This window comes from Cupriavidus sp. GW823-FHT07B10, from assembly GCF_058794355.1.
Map to the genome: position 1 here is coordinate 79,229 of NZ_JBXAGS010000023.1, position 18,169 is coordinate 97,397.

An 18,169-nucleotide genomic window follows, 5' to 3' on the forward strand; every position below is an offset into this window, starting at 1 on the left:
GTTGCCAGGTCAGCGGGCGCCGGGGCGCCTGCTTCAGTTAGCCTGCGTGGCACGATACGCCATCACGCCGGCGACGGTATAGAACGATCCGAAGACCAGAATTCTATCATTCTCGGTGGCTCGCTCGATGGCATCGCGGAATGCCGCCTCGGGGCTGGAGAAGCAGGCCGCGGTGGCGTCCGGGCCGGGGCGGAATCCGCCCGCCTCCAGCTTGGCGAGCAGGTCCGCGGCCCTGGCGGCGCGCTCGGTCGGCAGGTCGCACAGGCACCAGTGGTCGACCTTGTCGGCCACGTGCTGCAGCACCCCGGCGATGTCCTTGTCCTGCATCGCGCCGAACACCGCGTAGGTGTAGCGGAAGAACCCCATGTTCTCCAGGTTCTGCCCCAGCGTGGCCGCCGCATGCGGATTGTGCGCCACGTCCAGGATCACGGCCGGGCGGCCTGGCAGCACCTGGAAGCGGCCCGGCAGCTCGACAAAAGCCAGGCCGTTGCGCACTTCCTGTGCGCTGACCGGCAGGCGCGGGCGCATGGCCTGCAGCGCGGCCAGCGCCGCCGCCGCGTTGAGCAGCTGGTTGGCGCCGCGCAGCGCCGGGTAGCCCAGGCCGTTAAGCTTGCGCCCGCCGCCGCTCCAGTCCCATTGCTGGCGCTCCTGGCCCTTGGCGGCGTGGAAATGGTAGTCGCGCCCCACCAGCCACAACTCGGCGCCGACGGCCTCGGCGTGCGCCACCAGCGACTTGGGCGGCATCGGGTCGCCACAGATCGCGGGCACGCCCGGGCGGAAGATGCCGGCCTTCTCGAAGCCGATCTCCTCGCGCGTATGGCCCAGGTACTGGGTATGGTCGATATCGACGCTGGTGACGATGGCGCAGTCGGTATCGATCACGTTGACCGCGTCCAGGCGCCCGCCCAGGCCCACTTCCAGGATGATCGCGTCCAGCCCGGCCGCGGCGAAGGCATGGATGATCGCCAGCGTGGTGAACTCGAAGTAGGTCAGGCTGACCGGGTCGGCAAAGCTGTTGCGCGCGCGCTCGACCGCCTCGAAATGCGGCAGCAGTTGCGCATCGGTGGCGATCTCGCCATTGATGCGGGCGCGCTCGTTGAACGAGATCAGGTGCGGCGAGGTATGGCAGCCCACCTTGTAGCCGGCCTCCAGCAGGATGCGCTCGAGCATCGCGCAGGTAGAGCCCTTGCCGTTGGTGCCGCCCACCGTGAACACCACGGCGTCGATGCGCAGCCCGAGGGCCTCCTTCACGCGCGTGATGCGCGCCAGGCCCATGTCGATGCCCACGGGATGGGCGGTTTCGAGATGGGCAAGCCATTCGGGGAGCGTATGGAAGACAGGCATGTGGGGTGCGAGGAAAAGCTGTTGCTACCAGATTTGGCCAGCCAGCGGCAAAGTCAAGGCCGGGCTTGCACCCGGCCCGACATAGCCACCGGGGCGGCCAGGAAAAGCGAAAGGCGCGTCAACCACCCGCGCCCTTGATCTGCCATGCAGACGTTGTTATGCCACCGCGTCGGCCGGCTGCTTCTGCAGCAGCGCCAGCAGCTGCGCCAGTTCCGCGCGCATCTTGCGGCGGTCGACAATCATGTCGATGGCGCCCTTCTGGATCAGGAACTCCGAGCGCTGGAAGCCTTCAGGCAGCTTCTCGCGCACGGTCTGCTCGATCACGCGCGGGCCGGCAAAGCCGATCAGCGCCTTGGGCTCGGCGATCACCACGTCGCCCAGGAAGGCGAAGCTGGCCGACACGCCGCCCATGGTCGGGTCGGTCAGCACGCTGATGAACGGCAGCTTGGCCGCGCTCAGCTGGTTCAGCATCGAGGTGGTCTTGGCCATCTGCAGCAGCGAAAGCAGGCTTTCCTGCATGCGCGCGCCGCCGGTGGCGGTAAAGCAGATGAACGGCACCTTCTGCTCCAGCGCAGCCTGCGCGCCGCGCACGAAGCGCTCACCCACCACCGAGCCCATCGAACCGCCCATGAACTCGAACTCGAAGCAGCTGACCACCACCGGGATGGTGTGGATGGCACCGCCCATCACCACCATGGCATCGGTCTCGCCGGTGTCATCCATGGCGGCCTTGATGCGGTCCGGGTACTTCTTGGAATCCTTGAACTTGAGGGCGTCGACCGGCACGATCTCCTGGCCGATCTCATAGCGGCCTTCGGCGTCCAGCAGCCCGTCCAGGCGCGCCCGCGCGCTGATGCGCATATGGTGGTCGCACTTGGGGCAGACGTGCAGGTTGGCCTCGACGTCGGTCCGGTACAGGGTGGACTCGCACGACGGGCACTTGACCCACAATCCCTCAGGGATGCCCTTGCGGGTGCTGGGGTCGGTCTGTTGAATCTTGGGGGGCAGGAGTTTATCCAACCAGCTCATGAAAGCTCCTTTCGGATGACTGCGGTCCGCCGGCAAGCCCGGTGTCGGGACGCCTGTTGGCAGATGGCAGGGAATCAACCCGCGAATTTACCATGCCGGCCCGGTGACCTCGAAGCGCAACGCGCGATTTGCGCACATTGAAGCACTTAAAAATGATCATCAGGCCGACATTAGATCACTTCAACTATCCAGCGCCTGGCGGATCTCGGCGATAAACGCCTGCAGCGTCGCCACCGCCTGTTCGCGCGGGGTGTCCTCCAGCAGCTGCACCAGGCGGCTGCCGATCACCACGGCATCGGCCACGCTGCCGATCGCGCGCGCGGTCTGCGCGTCGCGGATGCCGAAGCCCACGCCCACCGGCAGGTTGGCATGCTGCTTGATCAGCGGCAGGCGCGCCGCCACGCTGTCCAGGTCGATCGCGGCCGAGCCGGTCACGCCCTTGAGCGACACGTAGTACAGGTAGCCGCTGGCCACGCGCGCCACGGCCTCGATGCGGGCATCGGTCGAAGTCGGCGCCAGCAGGAAGATCGGGTCCATGCCGTTGTCGCGCATCAGCGTGGCGAACGACTCGCACTCCTCGGGCGGATAGTCGACCACCAGCACGCCGTCGACGCCGGCTTCGCGCGCGGCGGCGGCAAAGACCTGCTCGCCCATGCACTCGATCGGATTGGCGTAGCCCATCAGCACCACCGGGGTATCGGCATTGGTCTGGCGGAACTCGCGCACCCACTGCAGCACCTGGGTCAGCGACACGCCCTGCGCCAGCGCGCGCTCGGAGGCGCGCTGGATCACCGGGCCGTCGGCCATCGGGTCGGAGAACGGCACGCCCAGCTCGATCACGTCAGCGCCGCCGGCCACCAGCGCATGCATCAGCGCCACGGTCAGGCCGGGCTCGGGATCGCCGGCGGTGATAAACGGAATCAGGCCCTTCTTCTGCTGCGCGGCCAGCGCCGCGAACGTCTTCTGGATACGGGACATATCAGGGAATCAGGTGAGGCCGCGGCGCCGGCGAGACATCGTCGTTGGCGGCGGCCAGGGTTGGGGTGGCGGCAGGCTCGGCGGCTGCATTCGTGACGGCAAGGGCCGCAGCGGCGGCAGACACGCGATCGCATGCCACCTGCACATACTCCGGGTTGATCTCGAAGCCGGCAAAGCGCCGTCCGTGGCGCAGGCAGGCCACCGCGGTGGTGCCGCTGCCGGCGAACGGATCCAGCACCAGGCCGCCCGGCGGGCAGCTTGACAGCACCATGCGCTCGACGATTTCCAGCGGCTTCTGCGTCGGGTGGTTGGCGCGCTCCGGGTCCTGGCGGTGGATGCGCGAGACGCTCCACAGGTCCTTCGGGTTGTAGCCCACCTCCAGCCACTTCTTGCCTTCGAAACGCGGACGGCTGCGCGCCTTCTTGGTCTCGGGGTCGTAGGGAATGCGGACCGGGTCGAGATCGAAGTAGTAGTCGCGCGCGCGGGCAAAAAAGCCGATGTTGTCGTGCACCGACGAGAACTTGCGCGTGGTGCCGCCCATGCTGGGCACGCGGCGGTCCCAGATGATCTCGTTGATCATGGTCAGGCGCCGCTTGAGCATCACGAACAGCTCGGGCGAATACTGCCAGGTGCAGAACAGGTAGAGCGTTCCCTTGGGCGCGAGCTTGGGCACGACCGCGTTCATCCAGCGCTCGGACCAGTCCAGATACTCCTGGCCCGACAGCAGGTCGGAATCGTTGCCGTAGTCCTTGCCCAGCCCGTAGGGCGGATCGGCGACGATCAGGTCGACCGAGCCGTCCGGCAGGCGGGCAATGCCCTCGAACATGTCTTCCTGGAACAGGCGCAGCTGGGCGGAATCGGGCGCTCCGGACGCATCCGGCGCGCCCGCGCCGCCCACGGCAAGTCCGGTCGGAGGCAGCGCGCGCATCAGAGCTTGAGCCCCGCGCGCTCGGCCACGGTGTGCATGTCCTTGTCGCCACGGCCGGACAGGTTCACCAGCAGCAGCTTGTCCTTGGGCAGCGTCGGCGCCAGCTTGCAGGCATAGGCGATGGCGTGGCTCGATTCCAGCGCCGGGATGATGCCCTCGATGCGGCAGCAGTCGTGGAAGGCCTTGAGCGCTTCTTCATCCGTGATCGGCACGTACTGCGCGCGACCGCTGTCCTTGAGCCACGCATGCTCGGGGCCCACGCCCGGGTAGTCCAGGCCGGCCGACACCGAATGGGTCTCGATGATCTGGCCGTTGGCGTCCTGCAGCAGGTAGGTGCGGTTGCCGTGCAGCACGCCCGGCGTGCCGCCGGTCAGCGAGGCCGCGTGGCGGCCGGTGTCGAGGCCGTCGCCGGCGGCTTCCACGCCGATTAGCTGCACGTCCTGGTGCTCGATATACGGGTAGAAGATGCCCATGGCATTGGAGCCGCCGCCGACGCAGGCGATCACGGCATCCGGCTGGCGGCCCGTCATCTCCGGCATCTGCACCTTGGCTTCCTCGCCGATCACGCACTGGAAGTCGCGCACCATCATCGGGTACGGATGCGGGCCGGCCACGGTGCCGATGATGTAGAAGGTGTTCTCGACATTGGTGACCCAGTCGCGCATGGCTTCATTGAGCGCGTCCTTGAGCGTGCGCGAGCCGCTTTCCACCGGCACCACGGTGGCGCCCAGCAGCTTCATGCGGTAGACGTTGGCGGCCTGGCGCTTGACGTCCTCGGCCCCCATGTAGACCACGCACTCCATGCCGAAGCGCGCGGCGATGGTGGCGGTGGCCACGCCATGCTGCCCTGCCCCGGTCTCGGCGATCACGCGCGGCTTGCCCATGCGCTTGGCCAGCAGCGCCTGGCCGATCACATTGTTGATCTTGTGCGCGCCGGTATGGTTCAGGTCTTCGCGCTTGAAGTAGATCTGCGCGCCCCCGAGCGTCTCGCTCCAGCGCTGCGCGTGGTAGATCGGCGACGGGCGGCCGACAAAGTGCTTCAGTTCGCGGCGGTATTCGGCATCGAACTCCGGATCCTTCTGGTAGTGCGCATAGGCCTCGCGCAGCTCATCGAGCGCGTGGACCAGCGTTTCCGACACGAAGGTGCCGCCATAGGGGCCGAAATGGCCACGGGAATCGGGCAAGTCGTACATGTCTAGACTCTTCGGAACAGCGGCCTTGCCTCATCCGGCAAGGGCGCATGGTTGACTGCGATGCGTGTGCGCGCATGCGGCAGGCCACGGACGGCATGGGGAAAGACGCGGGAGACGGCCCGGCTCATCCTGCCTCGGCACTGCGCACTGCACGCACGAACGCGGCGATGCGGGCGTGGTCCTTCACGCCCTTGGCGGCCTCTACCCCGCTGCTGACGTCCACAGCGTAGGGCCGCACGCGTTCAATCGCGCCAGCGACGTTTTGCGCGTTCAACCCACCACTCAAAACGATGCGAGGAGCGCCGCTTGCGTTCGGGTTGCCGGTAGCTGGTACCGGAGGAGTAGGCGGAAGCCATGCCGGGGGAATCAGGGTCCAGTCGAAGACGTGGCCGCCACCGCCGTAGCCTTCGACGAAGGCATCGAGCAGCAAGGCAGCGGCATCACGGTATTGATCGGCAAATTCTACCAAATCAAGTCCCGGGCGCACACGGGCGGCGCGCATGAAGGGCAGCCGGCAGCGCTGCGCCGCCTGCGTGCAGAACTGCGGGGTCTCGTCGCCGTGCAGTTGCAGCAGAGTCAGCGGCACGCGCTCGGCCACATGGGCGATGTCTTCCAGGTCGGCATTGACGAACAGCCCGGTGATCGCCACGAACGGCCCGGCGGCCTCGGCCAGCGCCGCGGCGCGCGCCACGTCGACGCAGCGCGGGCTGTTCGGGTAGAACACCAGCCCGATGGCATCGGCGCCGGCGTCCACGGCAGCGCGCACGTCGTCCTCGCGCGTCAGGCCGCAGATCTTGATGCGGGTGCGGGCCGGCATGTGCACTGTGCTGCCCGCCGTGCTGCCTTCAGCGGCCTCAGGCTGCGTCATCGAACACTCCATGGAACAGGCTCGCGGACGGATCGGCCGCGGGGATCTGGTAAGGATCAGGATACTTGACGCCGACCAGGTAGAGGCCGTCCGGCATGAAGGTCGGCGCCGCCAGCTTGCGCTCGCGCCCGGCCAGCACCTGCGCCAGCCAGTGCGCGGGGTAGCGTCCGCGCCCCACCGCCACCAGGCAGCCCATCAGGTTGCGCACCATGTGGTGCAGGAAGGCGCTGGCGCGAAAGCGCAGGAACACCCAGTTGCCGTCATCCCTGATGGTGACGTCGTACATGGTCTTGACCGGCGACTTGGCCTGGCATTCGGCGGCGCGGAAGGCAGAGAAATCATGCTCGCCGAGCAGGCATGCGGCGGCCTCGCGCATGGCGTCGACGTCGAGCCGCTGGCCCGGCGGCAGCATCTGGTAGCCGGCGCGGCCGTGCACCAGCGGCACGCGGTGTGGCCCGGTGTAGAGCGCGTAGTAATACATGCGCTCGAACGCCAGGAAACGCGCGTGGAAACCCTGGTCCACCGGCAGCGCCCATTGCAGCGCGATCGACGGCGGCAGGAAGGCGTTGACGCCGCGCACCCAGGAAAATGGCTCGCGCTCGAGCGCGGTGTCCAGGTGGATGACCTGGCCGAGCGCATGCACGCCGGTATCGGTGCGCCCCGCCACGGTGGTCAGCAGGCGCACCCCGGCAAAGCGCTCGATGGCGTTTTCCAGGTGATCCTGCACGGTATTGCGGTGCGGCTGCGACTGCCAGCCGGAAAAGGCGGCGCCGTCGTAGTGCAGGCCAAGAGCGATGCGGTTCATGTCAGGGGATCGGGCAAGGCGGCGGGTACGTCCGGGCGCAGTGGTTCACGCCAGGTCCGCCGAAAAAGCAAATGCGCCGGAAGGGACGCTTCCGGCGCATCGCTTCAGGCTGCGGCAGCGCGTGCCGCGGCCGGACCGTCAATGATAGCTCAGGCCACTTCCTGCAGCAGCGAACGGGCCTCCGCCTGCAGCGGATCCTGCGACTGCTCGACCACTTCCTGCAGCAGTTCGCGCGCCCCTTCCTTGTCGCCGATCTCGATATAGGCACGAGCCAGGTCAAGCTTGATCTGCATGTCCCGCCCGCCGTCCAAGCCGTCGACCGACAGCGTGCTCGGCGAACCCCCGTGCGTGAGGTCGCCGCCGGTTTCAGGCGCCACGCGCGACAGGTCGATCGGCTCGGCCAGCTTGCCGTCGCGCAGCATGGTGGTGGCGGGCAGCGGCATGGTGGCCTCGTCCAGCACATCCTTGCCGCGGGCGTCGGCTTGCGCGGCGCTGCCCAGGTCAAGCGACAGCCCGGACATGTCGAACTCCAGCGGACGGCTGCGGGTCGGCGTGTCGAGGGTGGGCACGTCATCGGCAAGCGGGTCGGCGCCGGTGCGAGGCAGGCCGAGATCCAGCCGTACCGGCTCGCCGGCGTCGTGCGCGTCAGCGCCAAACACCATCGCCGCGGAAGCAGGCGCCACGATCGGCTCGCCGGCCGCCGGGGCCGGGAAGGCATCCAGCGGCAGCGCCAGGTCACCCAGCGACGGCTCCAGCCGCGGGATCGAAGCCGGATTCTGCGACGGGTCCTGGGTGCGCCACTGGTCGGTTGCCGGCGAGGTCGTATCCGGCCCCGCCGCTTCGGGCGTCACCGCCAGGAAGAGCGCGTTGCCCGGTTCGAGCGCGCGCCCCATTTCTGCTGCCTTCAGCCATTCCGCCCCGTGTCCGCCGGTCTGGGCGAACATTTCTTCTGCAATCACGCGGAAACCTTCCACATCCTGTCTGTTGCTGTAAATCTCCAGGAGCTTGAGCCGCACCGGCTGCTGCTCCGGGTTCTTCTCCAGGGCTTCGCGCAGGATTTCCTCCGCCTGCACATCGCGCCCATAGGCGATATAGACCTCGGCCTCGGCGATCGGGTCAACCTCGTTGGCTTCCGGCGTGTTGTTGCCGATGCGGAAGTCCGCGCCAAACACGCTGTGCTGCGAGGTGTCGACGCTCTGCCCCCCGGCCGTGCCGAACAGCGAATTGGCACCGGCCATCACCGTGCTTTCCTGCGACAGGATGCTGTCGCCGAAGCCGGTTGCCTCGCCCGCCTTCTGCTGCTGGCGGCGGCGATAGATCGCATAGACGCCGAGCAGCGCCACCAGCAGGCCACCGCCGGGCAGCAGCATGGGGTTGGCCAGCAGGCCATCGATGAACGACGGTTCGGGCACCGGCTCGGGCTGGGCCGCCACCACCGGCGGGCGCTTGGCCGCGGGGGCCGATGCGGGGGCCGCGTCCTGCGCAGCGCTGGCAGGAACGGCGGCAGCCGGCTGCGAGGCGGGGGCCGCTGCCACGGCTGAGGCTGCTGCAGGCGCCACGGCGTCCGCGGCGCTGACGCCGGCCGCTGCCGGGGCGCTGGCTGCGGTCGCTGCGGTTGCGGCAGCCGTCGCGGCGGCCGCGACCGGGGCCGGGGCCACGGCATCGGCCTTCGGCGGCTGGGCCGCCACCACGGTCGGCGCCGCCGCCGCGGCCTTGGCCGCGGCCTCAGCCTTTTCCTTCTCGGCCAGCACCGCCTGGTTGGCCTGGCTCAGCTTGGCGATCTCGGCGTTCTTCAGCTCGAGCAGCTTCTGCATGTCGCCGACGTTCTTTTCCAGCTGCGCCAGGCGGGCCTGCGCCTCCTTGAGTTCACGCTCGCGCGCGACGCCGGCTTCGGCCTTGGCCGCGGCGTCGGCCTGCGCGCCGCGCGCGGCCTTGCTGAGCTTCAGTTCATCGCGCGGGCCGTCGGTCGGGGCGGCCTGCTCCTGCACCCGGGCGGTCACGTTGCCGGACTGCTGGCGGCCGCTGTCGGGCTCGACCGACTTGGCCGCGGCAGCGCTGGCCAGCCGGCCGCGGTAGGCATCGAAGCCCTGCGTGCGCGCCACCACCTCGCGGCGGGCGGCCTTGGGTGCGACGGCTTGCGCCTGCTGCTGGGTCGGGACCTGCAGCACCGCGCCGCTGCGCAGCCGGTTCATGTTGCCGCCGATAAAGGCGTTGGGATTGTTGCGGTAGAGCGCCACCAGCATCTGGTCCAGCGAGACCGATTCCTGGCCCTGCACGGCTTCGCCGGCGATGGCGTAGAGCGTGTCGCCGCGCTGCACGGTGTAGCCACCGCCGGGTGCCATTTCGGTGCCGCCGCTGGCGGCCGGTGCCGGCGCCCGCTTTGCGCTCTGGCGGGCCGGGCGCGCGGGCGCGGCTGGCTTGACTGCCTCGGCAGCCGCGGCGGGCGCGGCTTCCTGGGCCGGCGCAGGCTGCGGCGCGGCGGCAGGTGCCGGTGCCGCTACGGGCGGCGCATCCGGCGTCGCCGCCTGCACCACCGTCGCCGGCGAGAAGGTCTGGTTCGAAGGCTTGGCCCCGGCGGGGTCAAGCAGGAAGGTATAGGCGCGCGAGACCTTGCCGCTGGCCCAGCTCATGTCGACCAGGATGTCGACAAAGGGCTCGCTGATCGGCTGGTTGGAGCGGACCCGGGCCACATAGCTGCCGTTCGGGCGGCGCTCCACCTCCAGCCGCAGGCTGCTGACGGCCGGCAGGTAGGTCAGCCCGGCCGCGGCATACGCCGCTGGCGACGCCAGCTTGACACTGAGCCCGGCGGCCTCTTCGGCACTGACCCCACTGATGTCGATCTCAGCCTGCAGCGGCTGACCCAGATTCGACTGAACCCGCAATTGCCCGAACCCCGCGGCATATGCGGCCGGCTGCGCAAGCAGCAGGCCCAGTGCCGTGACGGCCAGCGTTGACCAGCGCTGACGGACAGTAGGCGCATCTTTCCGGCGATGTTGGCTCACACTCACCTTATGCTCCGTTATGTTTTAGTAGCGATATGAATCGACAGACCGACCCCAAAACCAGGTCCGGCAGGCTGGCGGGGCGTTCTCGGCGCACCCCTTCTCCAGCCGCGCGCAGACGCCAAACCCTGCCTGGCGCGAAGCGCATGCCGGCGTATTGTGACGCATCACCAGGGAAAATAGGCGTCCGGATACAACAACGCCGCGCACGGGCGCGGCGTTGTCTGCAAAGCGGTCCATTCTGTTGCCTGGCTGCAACGGACGCAACCAGGCAACAGGCGGGAGCACCGGATCAGGACTCGATCAGGATACGCAGCATGCGGCGCAGCGGCTCGGCCGCGCCCCACAGCAGCTGGTCGCCGACCGTGAAGGCAGACAGGTACTCGCCGCCCATCTGCATCTTGCGCAGGCGGCCGACCGGGATGTTCAGCGTGCCGGTCACTGCTGCGGGCGTCAGGTCGGTCATGCTGGCGTCGCGCGTGTTCGGCACCACCTTGGCCCACGGGTTGTGGGCGGCGAGCATGCCTTCGATCTCATCGAGCGGCACATCCTTGCGCAGCTTGATGGTCAGCGCCTGCGAGTGGCAGCGCATGGCGCCGATGCGCACGCACAGGCCGTCGACGGCGATCGGCGTGGCGCCGGTCGCACCCAGGAAGCCTTCACCGCGGCCCAGGATCTTGTTGGTCTCGGCGCCGCCCTTCCATTCTTCCCTGGACTGGCCGTTGCCCAGGTCCTTGTCGATCCAGGGGATCAGGTTGCCGGCCAATGGCACGCCGAACTGCTTGGTTTCCTCGGCGGACAGGCCGTGCTGGGTCGCCAGGATGGTGCGGTCGATTTCCAGGATGGCCGAGGCCGGGTTGTCCAGCAGCGGCTTGACCGACGCGTTCAGCGTGCCGAACTGCGTCAGCAGCTCGCGCATATGCTGCGCACCGCCGCCGGAAGCGGCCTGGTACGTCATCGACGTCATCCACTCGATCAGGTCGGCCTGGAACAGGCCACCGAGGCCCATCAGCATGCAGCTGACCGTGCAGTTGCCACCGATGAAATTCTTGACGCCCTTGGACAGCGCGTCCTTGATCACACCCTGGTTGACCGGATCCAGCACGATGATGGCATCGTCCTTCATGCGCAGCGAGGAGGCCGCGTCGATCCAGTAGCCCTTCCAGCCGGCCGCGCGCAGCTTGGGGAAGACCTCGTTGGTGTAGTCGCCGCCCTGGGCGGTCAGCACCACGTCGCACTTCTTCAGCGCTTCGATGTCATTGGCATCTTTCAGCGTGGTTTCGTTCTTCGCCATGGCGGGCGCCTTGCCGCCGGCATTGGACGTGCTGAAGAAGACGGGCTCGATCTGGTCGAAATCACGCTCTTCCTGCATGCGCTGCATCAGGACGCTGCCGACCATTCCCCGCCAACCGACGAGACCTACAATCATGATTTACCTCGGATGTGATTTTTACTTCCCCGCCATTTTCCTCGCCCGGCGTGGCTGCGCGGGGAAGACGGGCAGGCACGACGAACGGATCTAGGCGATCGCGGTTTTAATAATGGTTTTAATCGTCGTTGCGGTCTGGCCGAGCGAAATCGTGCCGACCGGGCCGCGGGTAGCGGTCAGGGCAGCAACAGCAGTCAGGGTGGACTGGGAAAATCGGGCCATCGGCAGAGTCTACACGATTTTGCGGCGCTGCCGCAGCGTGCAGATAGGGGAAATAACGGGGACAAATCAGACAAAGGGGGCATTACTCGCGCAGTGCCCCCTTCCGGTGTGACTTACAGTGCCGCCAGCACAGCGTCACCCATCTCGCGGGTGCCGACCTGCTTGCAACCCGGCGTCAGGATATCGCCGGTGCGGTAGCCCTGGGCCAGCACCTTCTTGACGGCGTTCTCGATGCGGTCGGCCTGCCCGGCGCGGTTCAGCGAGTAGCGCAGCATCATCGCCGCCGACAGGATCGTCGCCAGCGGGTTGGCCACGCCCTTGCCGGCGATGTCGGGTGCAGAGCCGTGCGACGGTTCGTACAGGCCCTTGTTGTTGGCATCCAGCGACGCCGACGGCAGCATGCCGATCGAGCCGGTCAGCATGGCGGCCTCGTCCGACAGGATGTCGCCGAACATATTGCCGGTGACGATCACGTCGAAGCTCTTGGGCGCCTTGACCAGCTGCATGGCCGCGTTGTCGACGTACATGTGCGACAGCTCGACCTCCGGGTACTCCTTGTGCACCTCGATCACGATGTCCTTCCAGAACTGGAAGGTCTCGAGCACGTTGGCCTTGTCGACGCTGCACAGCTTCTTGCCGCGCTTGGCCGCGGCCTGGAACGCCACATGGGCGATGCGGCGGATCTCCGGCTCGCTGTAGCGCATGGTGTCGAAGCCTTCGCGCGCACCCTTGAACAGGCCGTCCGGCGCTTCGCGCACGCCGCGCGGCTGGCCGAAGTAGATGTCGCCGTTCAGTTCGCGCACGATCAGGATGTCGAGGCCGGCCACCAGCTCGGGCTTCAGGCTCGAAGCGCCGGTCAGCTCCGGATAGCAGATTGCCGGGCGGAAGTTGGCGAACAGCTGCAGGTGCTTGCGCAGGCCCAGGATGGCCTGCTCCGGGCGCAGCGGACGATCCAGGCTGTCGTACTTCCAGTCGCCGACGGCGCCGAACAGGATGGCGTCGGCTTCCTTGGCCAGCTTCAGGGTGTTTTCCGGCAGCGGATGGCCTTCGGCCTCGTAGCCGGCGCCGCCCACCGGGGCGGTTTCCAGTTCGAACTTCTCGTCGAGCGCGTTCAGGACCTTGACGGCCTCTGCAACGATTTCGGGACCGATGCCGTCACCCGGCAGGACTGCGATCTTCATTGTTGTCTTTCCTCGTTGAGTCTTATCCGACCAGGCGGTTGTTCAGCCACGGCATCTTGGCCACGCGCTCGGCCTCATAGGCCTTGATCTTGTCGGCATGGCGTAGCGTCAGGCCGATATCGTCGAAGCCGTTCAGCATGCAGTACTTGCGGAACGGCGCGATGTCGAACTCATACGCCTGGCCGCCCGCCGTCAGCACCACCTGCTTGTCCAGGTCGATGGTCAGCTTGTAGCCGTTGAAGGCGTTGGTTTCGTTGAACAGGTGGTCGACCTGCTGTTCGGTCAGCACCACCGGCAACAGGCCGTTCTTGTAGCAGTTGTTGAAGAAGATATCGGCAAAGCTGGGCGCGATCACGGCGCGGAAGCCGTATTGCGTCAGCGCCCACGGTGCGTGCTCGCGCGAGCTGCCGCAGCCGAAGTTGCGGCGCGCCAGCAGGATCGACGCGCCCTGATAGCGGGGCTGGTTCAGCACGAAGTCCGGGTTCAGCGGACGCTTGCTGTTGTCCATGCCGGGCTCGCCGACGTCCTTGTAGCGCCACTCGTCGAACAGGTTGGGGCCGAAGCCGGTGCGCTTGATCGACTTCAGGAACTGCTTCGGGATGATGGCGTCGGTATCGACGTTCTCGCGGTCGAGCGGGGCTACGAGGCCGCTATGTACGGTGAACTTGTCCATGTTCTCTTTCCTTGCTTCTTCAGCCCAGCTTGCGGATATCGACGAAATGGCCTTCGATGGCTGCGGCCGCTGCCATCGCCGGGCTCACCAGGTGGGTGCGCCCGCCCGCGCCCTGGCGGCCTTCGAAGTTGCGGTTCGAGGTCGACGCGCAACGCTCGCCAGGATCGAGGCGGTCGGCATTCATGGCCAGGCACATCGAGCAGCCCGGCTCGCGCCACTCAAAGCCCGCGGCCTTGAAGATCTTGTCCAGGCCTTCGCGCTCGGCCTGTTCCTTGACCAGGCCCGAGCCCGGCACCACCATCGCCAGCTTCACGTTGCCGGCGACCTTGCGGCCGAGCTTCTGCACCACCCACGCGGCGGCGCGCATGTCTTCGATGCGGCTGTTGGTGCACGAACCGATGAAGACCTTGTCGATATTGATGCTCTCGACCGGCACGTTGGGCTGCAGGCCCATGTATTCGAGCGCGCGCTCCATCGCGTTGCGCTTGTTCGGGTCCTTCTCCTTCTCGGGATCCGGCACGCGGTCTTCGATGCTGATCACCATTTCGGGCGAGGTACCCCAGGTCACCTGCGGACGGACGTCCTCGGCGCGCAGCTCGACCACCTGGTCGAACTTGGCCCCGGCATCCGAATGCAGCGTGCGCCAGTAGGCCACGGCCTGCTCCCACTCCACGCCCTGCGGCGCGTAGGGGCGGCCCTTCACGTATTCGAGCGTGACGTCGTCCACCGCCACCAGGCCGGCGCGCGCGCCCGCCTCGATGGCCATGTTGCAAACCGTCATGCGGCCTTCCATGGTCAGGTCGCGGATAGCCGAGCCGGCGAACTCGATGGTGTAGCCGGTGCCGCCCGCGGTGCCGATCTTGCCGATCACGGCCAGCACGATGTCCTTGGCGGTGCAGCCGCGCGGCAGCTTGCCTTCCACCTTGACCAGCATGTTCCTGGCCTTCTTGCCCAGCAGCGTCTGGGTAGCCAGCACATGCTCAACTTCCGAGGTGCCGATGCCATGCGCGAGCGCGCCAAACGCGCCATGCGTGCTGGTATGCGAGTCCCCGCACACCACCGTCATGCCCGGCAGCGTGGCGCCCTGCTCCGGCCCGATCACGTGCACGATGCCCTGGCGGTGGTCGTTCATCTTGAACTGGGTGATGCCGTAGCTGTCGCAGTTGGCATCCAGCGTATCGACCTGCAGCTTCGACACCGGATCGGCAATGCCGTGGCTGCGGTCGGTGGTCGGCACGTTGTGGTCCGACACGGCCAGGTTGGCGCTGATGCGCCATACCGGACGCTCCGCCAGCTTCAGCCCTTCGAACGCCTGCGGGCTGGTCACTTCATGCAGCAGGTGGCGGTCGATGTAGAGCAGCGTGGTGCCGTCTTCCTCGACGTGGACGGTGTGGTCATCCCAGAGTTTGTCGTAGAGCGTCTTGGCCATGATGCGATGGCGGGCCGGAAGACCGATCCTTTGCAGGAGTGGTCCGCGGTGACCGCGCGGTAGTTTGCAGGGGTTTTATTCGCTTCGGTCGCGGTGGCGAGCGGGTGGCGATAGCGATAATCGCGCCGGAAGCCGCCTGAAGCGAGCGTTATTTCAAGCGTTGCCGCAATGCTTGACTTGGCAATTGATTATGCCACAGGGGGTGTGGCGGTCAGCCCCCTGCCCGGCCCGGGCAGCGGCTGCAATGTAATGTGATTGGCGAAAGGGGGATTTCGCGGATGGCGAAAAGGAAAAGGCCGCGGCCCGCCAGGCGGGGCCGCGGCCTCTTGGGATCAGCCGCCCAGGTAGGCGGCCTTGATCCGGTCGTTTGCCAGCAGGTTGGCGCCGGTATCGGCCAGCACCACCTTGCCGGTTTCGAGCACATAGCCGCGGTCCGCGACCTGCAGTGCCTTGTTGGCGTTCTGCTCGACCAGGAACACAGTGACGCCTTCGTCACGAATGGTGCGGATGATGTCGAAGATCTGCGCGATGATCAGCGGCGCCAGACCGAGCGTGGGCTCGTCCAGCAGCAGCAGGCGCGGCCGGCTCATCAGCGCGCGGCCGATCGCCAGCATCTGCTGCTCGCCGCCCGACATGGTGCCGGCCCGCTGGCTGGCGCGCTGGTTCAGGCGCGGGAACAGCTTGAACACGTGCTCGATGCCCGCCTCGATCTCGTCGCGCCTGGCGAAGAACGCGCCCATCTTCAGGTTCTCCAGCACCGTCAGGCTCGGGAACACGCGCCGGCCCTCGGGCGAGATCGCGAGCCCCAAGCGCATGATCTCGTGCGTGGACCGGTTGGTGATGTCCTGCCCTTCGAACGTCACGCGCCCGCTGGACGCGCGCGGCGTGCCGCACACGGTCATCATCAGCGTCGTCTTGCCGGCGCCGTTGCTGCCGATCAGGGTGACGATCTCCCCCTTGTTGACTTCGATCGATACGCCCGACAGCGCCTCGACGGCGCCGTAGTGGGTATGGACCTGTTCCAGCTTCAGCATCAGTCCTCTCCCAGGTAGGCCTTGATCACGCGCGGGTCGTTGCGCACTTCCTCAGGCGCGGCCGTAACGATCGGCTTGCCGTGCTCCATCACCAGGATGCGGTCGGACACGCCCATCACCAGGCTCATGTCGTGCTCGATCAGCAGCACGGCAATGCCGAACTCGCGCCGCAGCTGGTCGATCAGCTGCTGCAGCTCGATCTTCTCCTGCGGGTTCAGGCCGGCCGCCGGCTCGTCCAGCATCAACAGGCGCGGCTTGGTGATCATGCAGCGCGCGATCTCCAGCCGGCGCTGGTGGCCGTACGACAGCGTGCCCGCCTCGCGGTTGGCCACCGAGGTCAGCCCCATGCGTTCAAGCCAGACCGCGGCGCGCTCCAGCGCCTCGCGCTCGGCGCGGCGGTAGGCCGGCGTGGCGAACAGGCCGCGCAGGATGCCCGCCTGCACCTGGCGGTGCTGCGCCACCAGCAGGTTTTCCACCACCGTCAGCGACTTGAACAGGCGGATGTTCTGGAAGGTCCGCACCAGGCCCTTGCGCGCTACCTGGTGGCTGGGCAGGCCGGCGATGGCGTGGCCGTCCAGTGTGACCTCGCCCGCGGTGGGCTTGTAGAAGCCGCCCACGCAGTTGAACACCGTGGTCTTGCCGGCGCCATTAGGGCCGATGATGGCGAAGACCTCGTCGCTGCGCACATTGAAATCAATACCGTCCACGGCCAGCAAGCCGCCGAAGCGCATCTGCAGGCCGGAGACTTTCAGCAAATCCGCGCTCATTTCGGCAACTCCACGTGGGGACGGCTCGCGGGCAGCAGGCCCTGCGGACGCCACATCATCATCAGCACCATCACCAGGCCGAAGATCAGCATGCGATATTCGGCAAAACCGCGCGCCACCTCGGGCAGCACCGTCAGCAGGATCGCCGCCAGGATCACGCCCAGCTGCGAACCCATGCCGCCCAGCACCACCACGGCGAGGATCAGCGCCGACTCGATGAAGGTGAACGATTCCGGATTGACCAGGCCCTGGCGCGCCGCGAAGAAAGCGCCGCCGATGCCGGCGAACGAAGCTCCCAGCGTGAACGCCGACAGCTTGATGCGGGTCGGGTTCAGGCCCAGCGAGCGGCACGCGATCTCGTCGTCGCGCAGCGCTTCCCAGGCGCGGCCCATCGGCATGCGGATCAGGCGGCTGGTGACGAACAGCGTGAAGCCCACCAGCAGCAGCGCCAGCAGGTACAGGAAGATCACCATGTGCTGGCCGCTGTAGTCCCAGCCCAGCAGGTCATGAAAGGTCTTGGCGCCCTCCACGCTCGCGCTGCGCGCCATCTCGATGCCGAACACGGTCGGCTTCGGGATGCCGGACACGCCATCCGGGCCGCCGGTCAGGCTGGTCAGGTTGTTGGCCAGCAGGCGGATGATCTCGCCGAAGCCAAGTGTCACGATGGCCAGGTAGTCGCCGCGCAAACGCAGCACCGGGAAACCCAGCAGGAAGCCGAAGGTGGCCGACATCGCGGCGGCGATCGGCAGGCATTCCCAGAAGCCCAGCCCGAAATACTGGTTGAGCAGCGCGTAGGTGTAGCCGCCGATGGCGTAGAAGCCGACATAGCCCAGGTCGAGCAGGCCGGCATAGCCCACCACGATATTCAGGCCCAGGCCCAGGATCACGTAGATCAGCGCCAGCGTGGCCACGTCGACCGCGCCGCGCGAGCCGAAGAACGGCCACACCAGCCCGACCGCCAGCAGCATCCATACCGCCACGCGCTGCTGCCGGGCGCCCAGCTGCGGCACCGCCGGCAGGCGCACCGCGCTGCCGGCGCGCGACAGCAGCGGCTTGAACAGCTGGAACAGGAAGACCGCCGCCACGGCCATCCACACCGGCCGCCAGTGCGGCTCCAGCACGACCTTGTAGCCTTCCAGCTTGAGCTGCAGGCCCAGGATGGGAATGGTCAGGATGGCCGTCATCAAGGCGGCCGTGATCGCATTCTTGAGCGATTGTCCCGGTGCGACGCCGCGTGCGGCGGCCTTGCCCGCGGGCATCGCGGAAACGTTGTTGGTCATGTCTCGT

The 18,169-nt window shown here is 67.3% G+C and carries 16 protein-coding genes; all 16 read right to left on the reverse strand.

Annotated features, from left to right (window positions below; all coding sequences use genetic code 11):
• Positions 1–33: 33 nt before the first annotated feature.
• A complete protein-coding gene (gene folC, locus AC1Q6V_RS30980; RefSeq protein ID WP_010814638.1) occupies positions 34–1,344 on the reverse strand; it encodes a bifunctional tetrahydrofolate synthase/dihydrofolate synthase in 1,311 nt (436 codons plus the stop codon).
• A 156-nt stretch (positions 1,345–1,500) separates the two neighbouring features.
• The gene (gene accD, locus AC1Q6V_RS30985) at positions 1,501–2,373 is read right to left on the reverse strand and encodes an acetyl-CoA carboxylase, carboxyltransferase subunit beta (RefSeq protein WP_010814637.1); all 873 of its coding nucleotides are present in this window, start codon (positions 2,371–2,373) and stop codon (positions 1,501–1,503) included.
• Positions 2,374–2,553: 180 nt separating this feature from the next.
• On the reverse strand, positions 2,554–3,351 hold the full coding sequence (gene trpA / locus AC1Q6V_RS30990; RefSeq protein ID WP_010814636.1) for a tryptophan synthase subunit alpha: 798 nt from the start codon (positions 3,349–3,351) through the stop codon (positions 2,554–2,556).
• A 1-nt stretch (position 3,352) separates the two neighbouring features.
• The gene (locus AC1Q6V_RS30995) at positions 3,353–4,279 is read right to left on the reverse strand and encodes a DNA-methyltransferase (protein ID WP_010814635.1); all 927 of its coding nucleotides are present in this window, start codon (positions 4,277–4,279) and stop codon (positions 3,353–3,355) included.
• The gene (gene trpB / locus AC1Q6V_RS31000) at positions 4,279–5,472 is read right to left on the reverse strand and encodes a tryptophan synthase subunit beta (RefSeq protein ID WP_010814634.1); all 1,194 of its coding nucleotides are present in this window, start codon (positions 5,470–5,472) and stop codon (positions 4,279–4,281) included. The genes AC1Q6V_RS30995 and trpB overlap by 1 nt, the downstream gene beginning before the upstream one ends.
• Positions 5,473–5,596: 124 nt before the next feature.
• Positions 5,597–6,340 carry a phosphoribosylanthranilate isomerase gene (locus AC1Q6V_RS31005; RefSeq protein ID WP_010814633.1) on the reverse strand — a complete coding sequence of 248 codons (744 nt, stop codon included), beginning with the start codon at positions 6,338–6,340 and terminating at the stop codon, positions 5,597–5,599.
• Positions 6,327–7,145 carry a tRNA pseudouridine(38-40) synthase TruA gene (gene truA, locus AC1Q6V_RS31010; protein ID WP_011615742.1) on the reverse strand — a complete coding sequence of 273 codons (819 nt, stop codon included), beginning with the start codon at positions 7,143–7,145 and terminating at the stop codon, positions 6,327–6,329. Before truA ends, AC1Q6V_RS31005 begins: the two co-directional genes overlap by 14 nt.
• 149 nt (positions 7,146–7,294) lie before the next feature.
• Positions 7,295–10,153, reverse strand: coding sequence for a motility hub landmark protein FimV (locus AC1Q6V_RS31015; protein WP_454750358.1), 2,859 nt, complete (start codon positions 10,151–10,153; stop codon positions 7,295–7,297).
• Between the two features lie 286 nt (positions 10,154–10,439).
• Positions 10,440–11,576: an aspartate-semialdehyde dehydrogenase gene (gene asd, locus AC1Q6V_RS31020; protein WP_010814630.1), complete on the reverse strand. Its 1,137-nt coding sequence runs from the start codon at positions 11,574–11,576 to the stop codon at positions 10,440–10,442.
• Between the two features lie 90 nt (positions 11,577–11,666).
• Complete coding sequence (locus AC1Q6V_RS31025; protein ID WP_013957414.1) at positions 11,667–11,798, reverse strand: hypothetical protein; 132 nt, start codon at positions 11,796–11,798, stop codon at positions 11,667–11,669.
• Positions 11,799–11,911: 113 nt separating this feature from the next.
• A complete protein-coding gene (gene leuB, locus AC1Q6V_RS31030) occupies positions 11,912–12,979 on the reverse strand; it encodes a 3-isopropylmalate dehydrogenase (RefSeq protein WP_058698476.1) in 1,068 nt (355 codons plus the stop codon).
• A 22-nt stretch (positions 12,980–13,001) separates the two neighbouring features.
• Entirely contained in the window at positions 13,002–13,652 is a 651-nt protein-coding gene (gene leuD / locus AC1Q6V_RS31035) for a 3-isopropylmalate dehydratase small subunit (protein ID WP_010814628.1), read from the reverse strand.
• 19 nt (positions 13,653–13,671) lie between these two features.
• Positions 13,672–15,081: a 3-isopropylmalate dehydratase large subunit gene (gene leuC, locus AC1Q6V_RS31040; RefSeq protein ID WP_010814627.1), complete on the reverse strand. Its 1,410-nt coding sequence runs from the start codon at positions 15,079–15,081 to the stop codon at positions 13,672–13,674.
• 332 nt (positions 15,082–15,413) lie between these two features.
• Positions 15,414–16,115 (reverse strand): ABC transporter ATP-binding protein, encoded by a 702-nt coding sequence (locus AC1Q6V_RS31045; protein ID WP_010814626.1) that lies wholly within the window; start codon positions 16,113–16,115, stop codon positions 15,414–15,416.
• Positions 16,115–16,882: a high-affinity branched-chain amino acid ABC transporter ATP-binding protein LivG gene (gene livG, locus AC1Q6V_RS31050; protein ID WP_010814625.1), complete on the reverse strand. Its 768-nt coding sequence runs from the start codon at positions 16,880–16,882 to the stop codon at positions 16,115–16,117. Before livG ends, AC1Q6V_RS31045 begins: the two co-directional genes overlap by 1 nt.
• Positions 16,879–18,162: a high-affinity branched-chain amino acid ABC transporter permease LivM gene (locus AC1Q6V_RS31055; protein ID WP_454750359.1), complete on the reverse strand. Its 1,284-nt coding sequence runs from the start codon at positions 18,160–18,162 to the stop codon at positions 16,879–16,881. The genes livG and AC1Q6V_RS31055 overlap by 4 nt, the downstream gene beginning before the upstream one ends.
• Between the last annotated feature and the right edge of the window lie 7 nt (positions 18,163–18,169).

What these genes read in the sequence shown, in the direction of transcription:
- folC (WP_010814638.1), bottom strand. Translation starts at nt 1,344, where the DNA reads ATGCCTGTCTTCCATACGCTCCCCGAATGGCTTGCCCATCTCGAAACC.
- accD (WP_010814637.1), bottom strand. Translation starts at nt 2,373, where the DNA reads ATGAGCTGGTTGGATAAACTCCTGCCCCCCAAGATTCAACAGACCGAC.
- trpA (WP_010814636.1), bottom strand. Translation starts at nt 3,351, where the DNA reads ATGTCCCGTATCCAGAAGACGTTCGCGGCGCTGGCCGCGCAGCAGAAG.
- AC1Q6V_RS30995 (WP_010814635.1), bottom strand. Translation starts at nt 4,279, where the DNA reads ATGCGCGCGCTGCCTCCGACCGGACTTGCCGTGGGCGGCGCGGGCGCG.
- trpB (WP_010814634.1), bottom strand. Translation starts at nt 5,472, where the DNA reads ATGTACGACTTGCCCGATTCCCGTGGCCATTTCGGCCCCTATGGCGGC.
- AC1Q6V_RS31005 (WP_010814633.1), bottom strand. Translation starts at nt 6,340, where the DNA reads ATGACGCAGCCTGAGGCCGCTGAAGGCAGCACGGCGGGCAGCACAGTG.
- truA (WP_011615742.1), bottom strand. Translation starts at nt 7,145, where the DNA reads ATGAACCGCATCGCTCTTGGCCTGCACTACGACGGCGCCGCCTTTTCC.
- asd (WP_010814630.1), bottom strand. Translation starts at nt 11,576, where the DNA reads ATGATTGTAGGTCTCGTCGGTTGGCGGGGAATGGTCGGCAGCGTCCTG.
- AC1Q6V_RS31025 (WP_013957414.1), bottom strand. Translation starts at nt 11,798, where the DNA reads ATGGCCCGATTTTCCCAGTCCACCCTGACTGCTGTTGCTGCCCTGACC.
- leuB (WP_058698476.1), bottom strand. Translation starts at nt 12,979, where the DNA reads ATGAAGATCGCAGTCCTGCCGGGTGACGGCATCGGTCCCGAAATCGTT.
- leuD (WP_010814628.1), bottom strand. Translation starts at nt 13,652, where the DNA reads ATGGACAAGTTCACCGTACATAGCGGCCTCGTAGCCCCGCTCGACCGC.
- leuC (WP_010814627.1), bottom strand. Translation starts at nt 15,081, where the DNA reads ATGGCCAAGACGCTCTACGACAAACTCTGGGATGACCACACCGTCCAC.
- AC1Q6V_RS31045 (WP_010814626.1), bottom strand. Translation starts at nt 16,115, where the DNA reads ATGCTGAAGCTGGAACAGGTCCATACCCACTACGGCGCCGTCGAGGCG.
- livG (WP_010814625.1), bottom strand. Translation starts at nt 16,882, where the DNA reads ATGAGCGCGGATTTGCTGAAAGTCTCCGGCCTGCAGATGCGCTTCGGC.
- AC1Q6V_RS31055 (WP_454750359.1), bottom strand. Translation starts at nt 18,162, where the DNA reads ATGACCAACAACGTTTCCGCGATGCCCGCGGGCAAGGCCGCCGCACGC.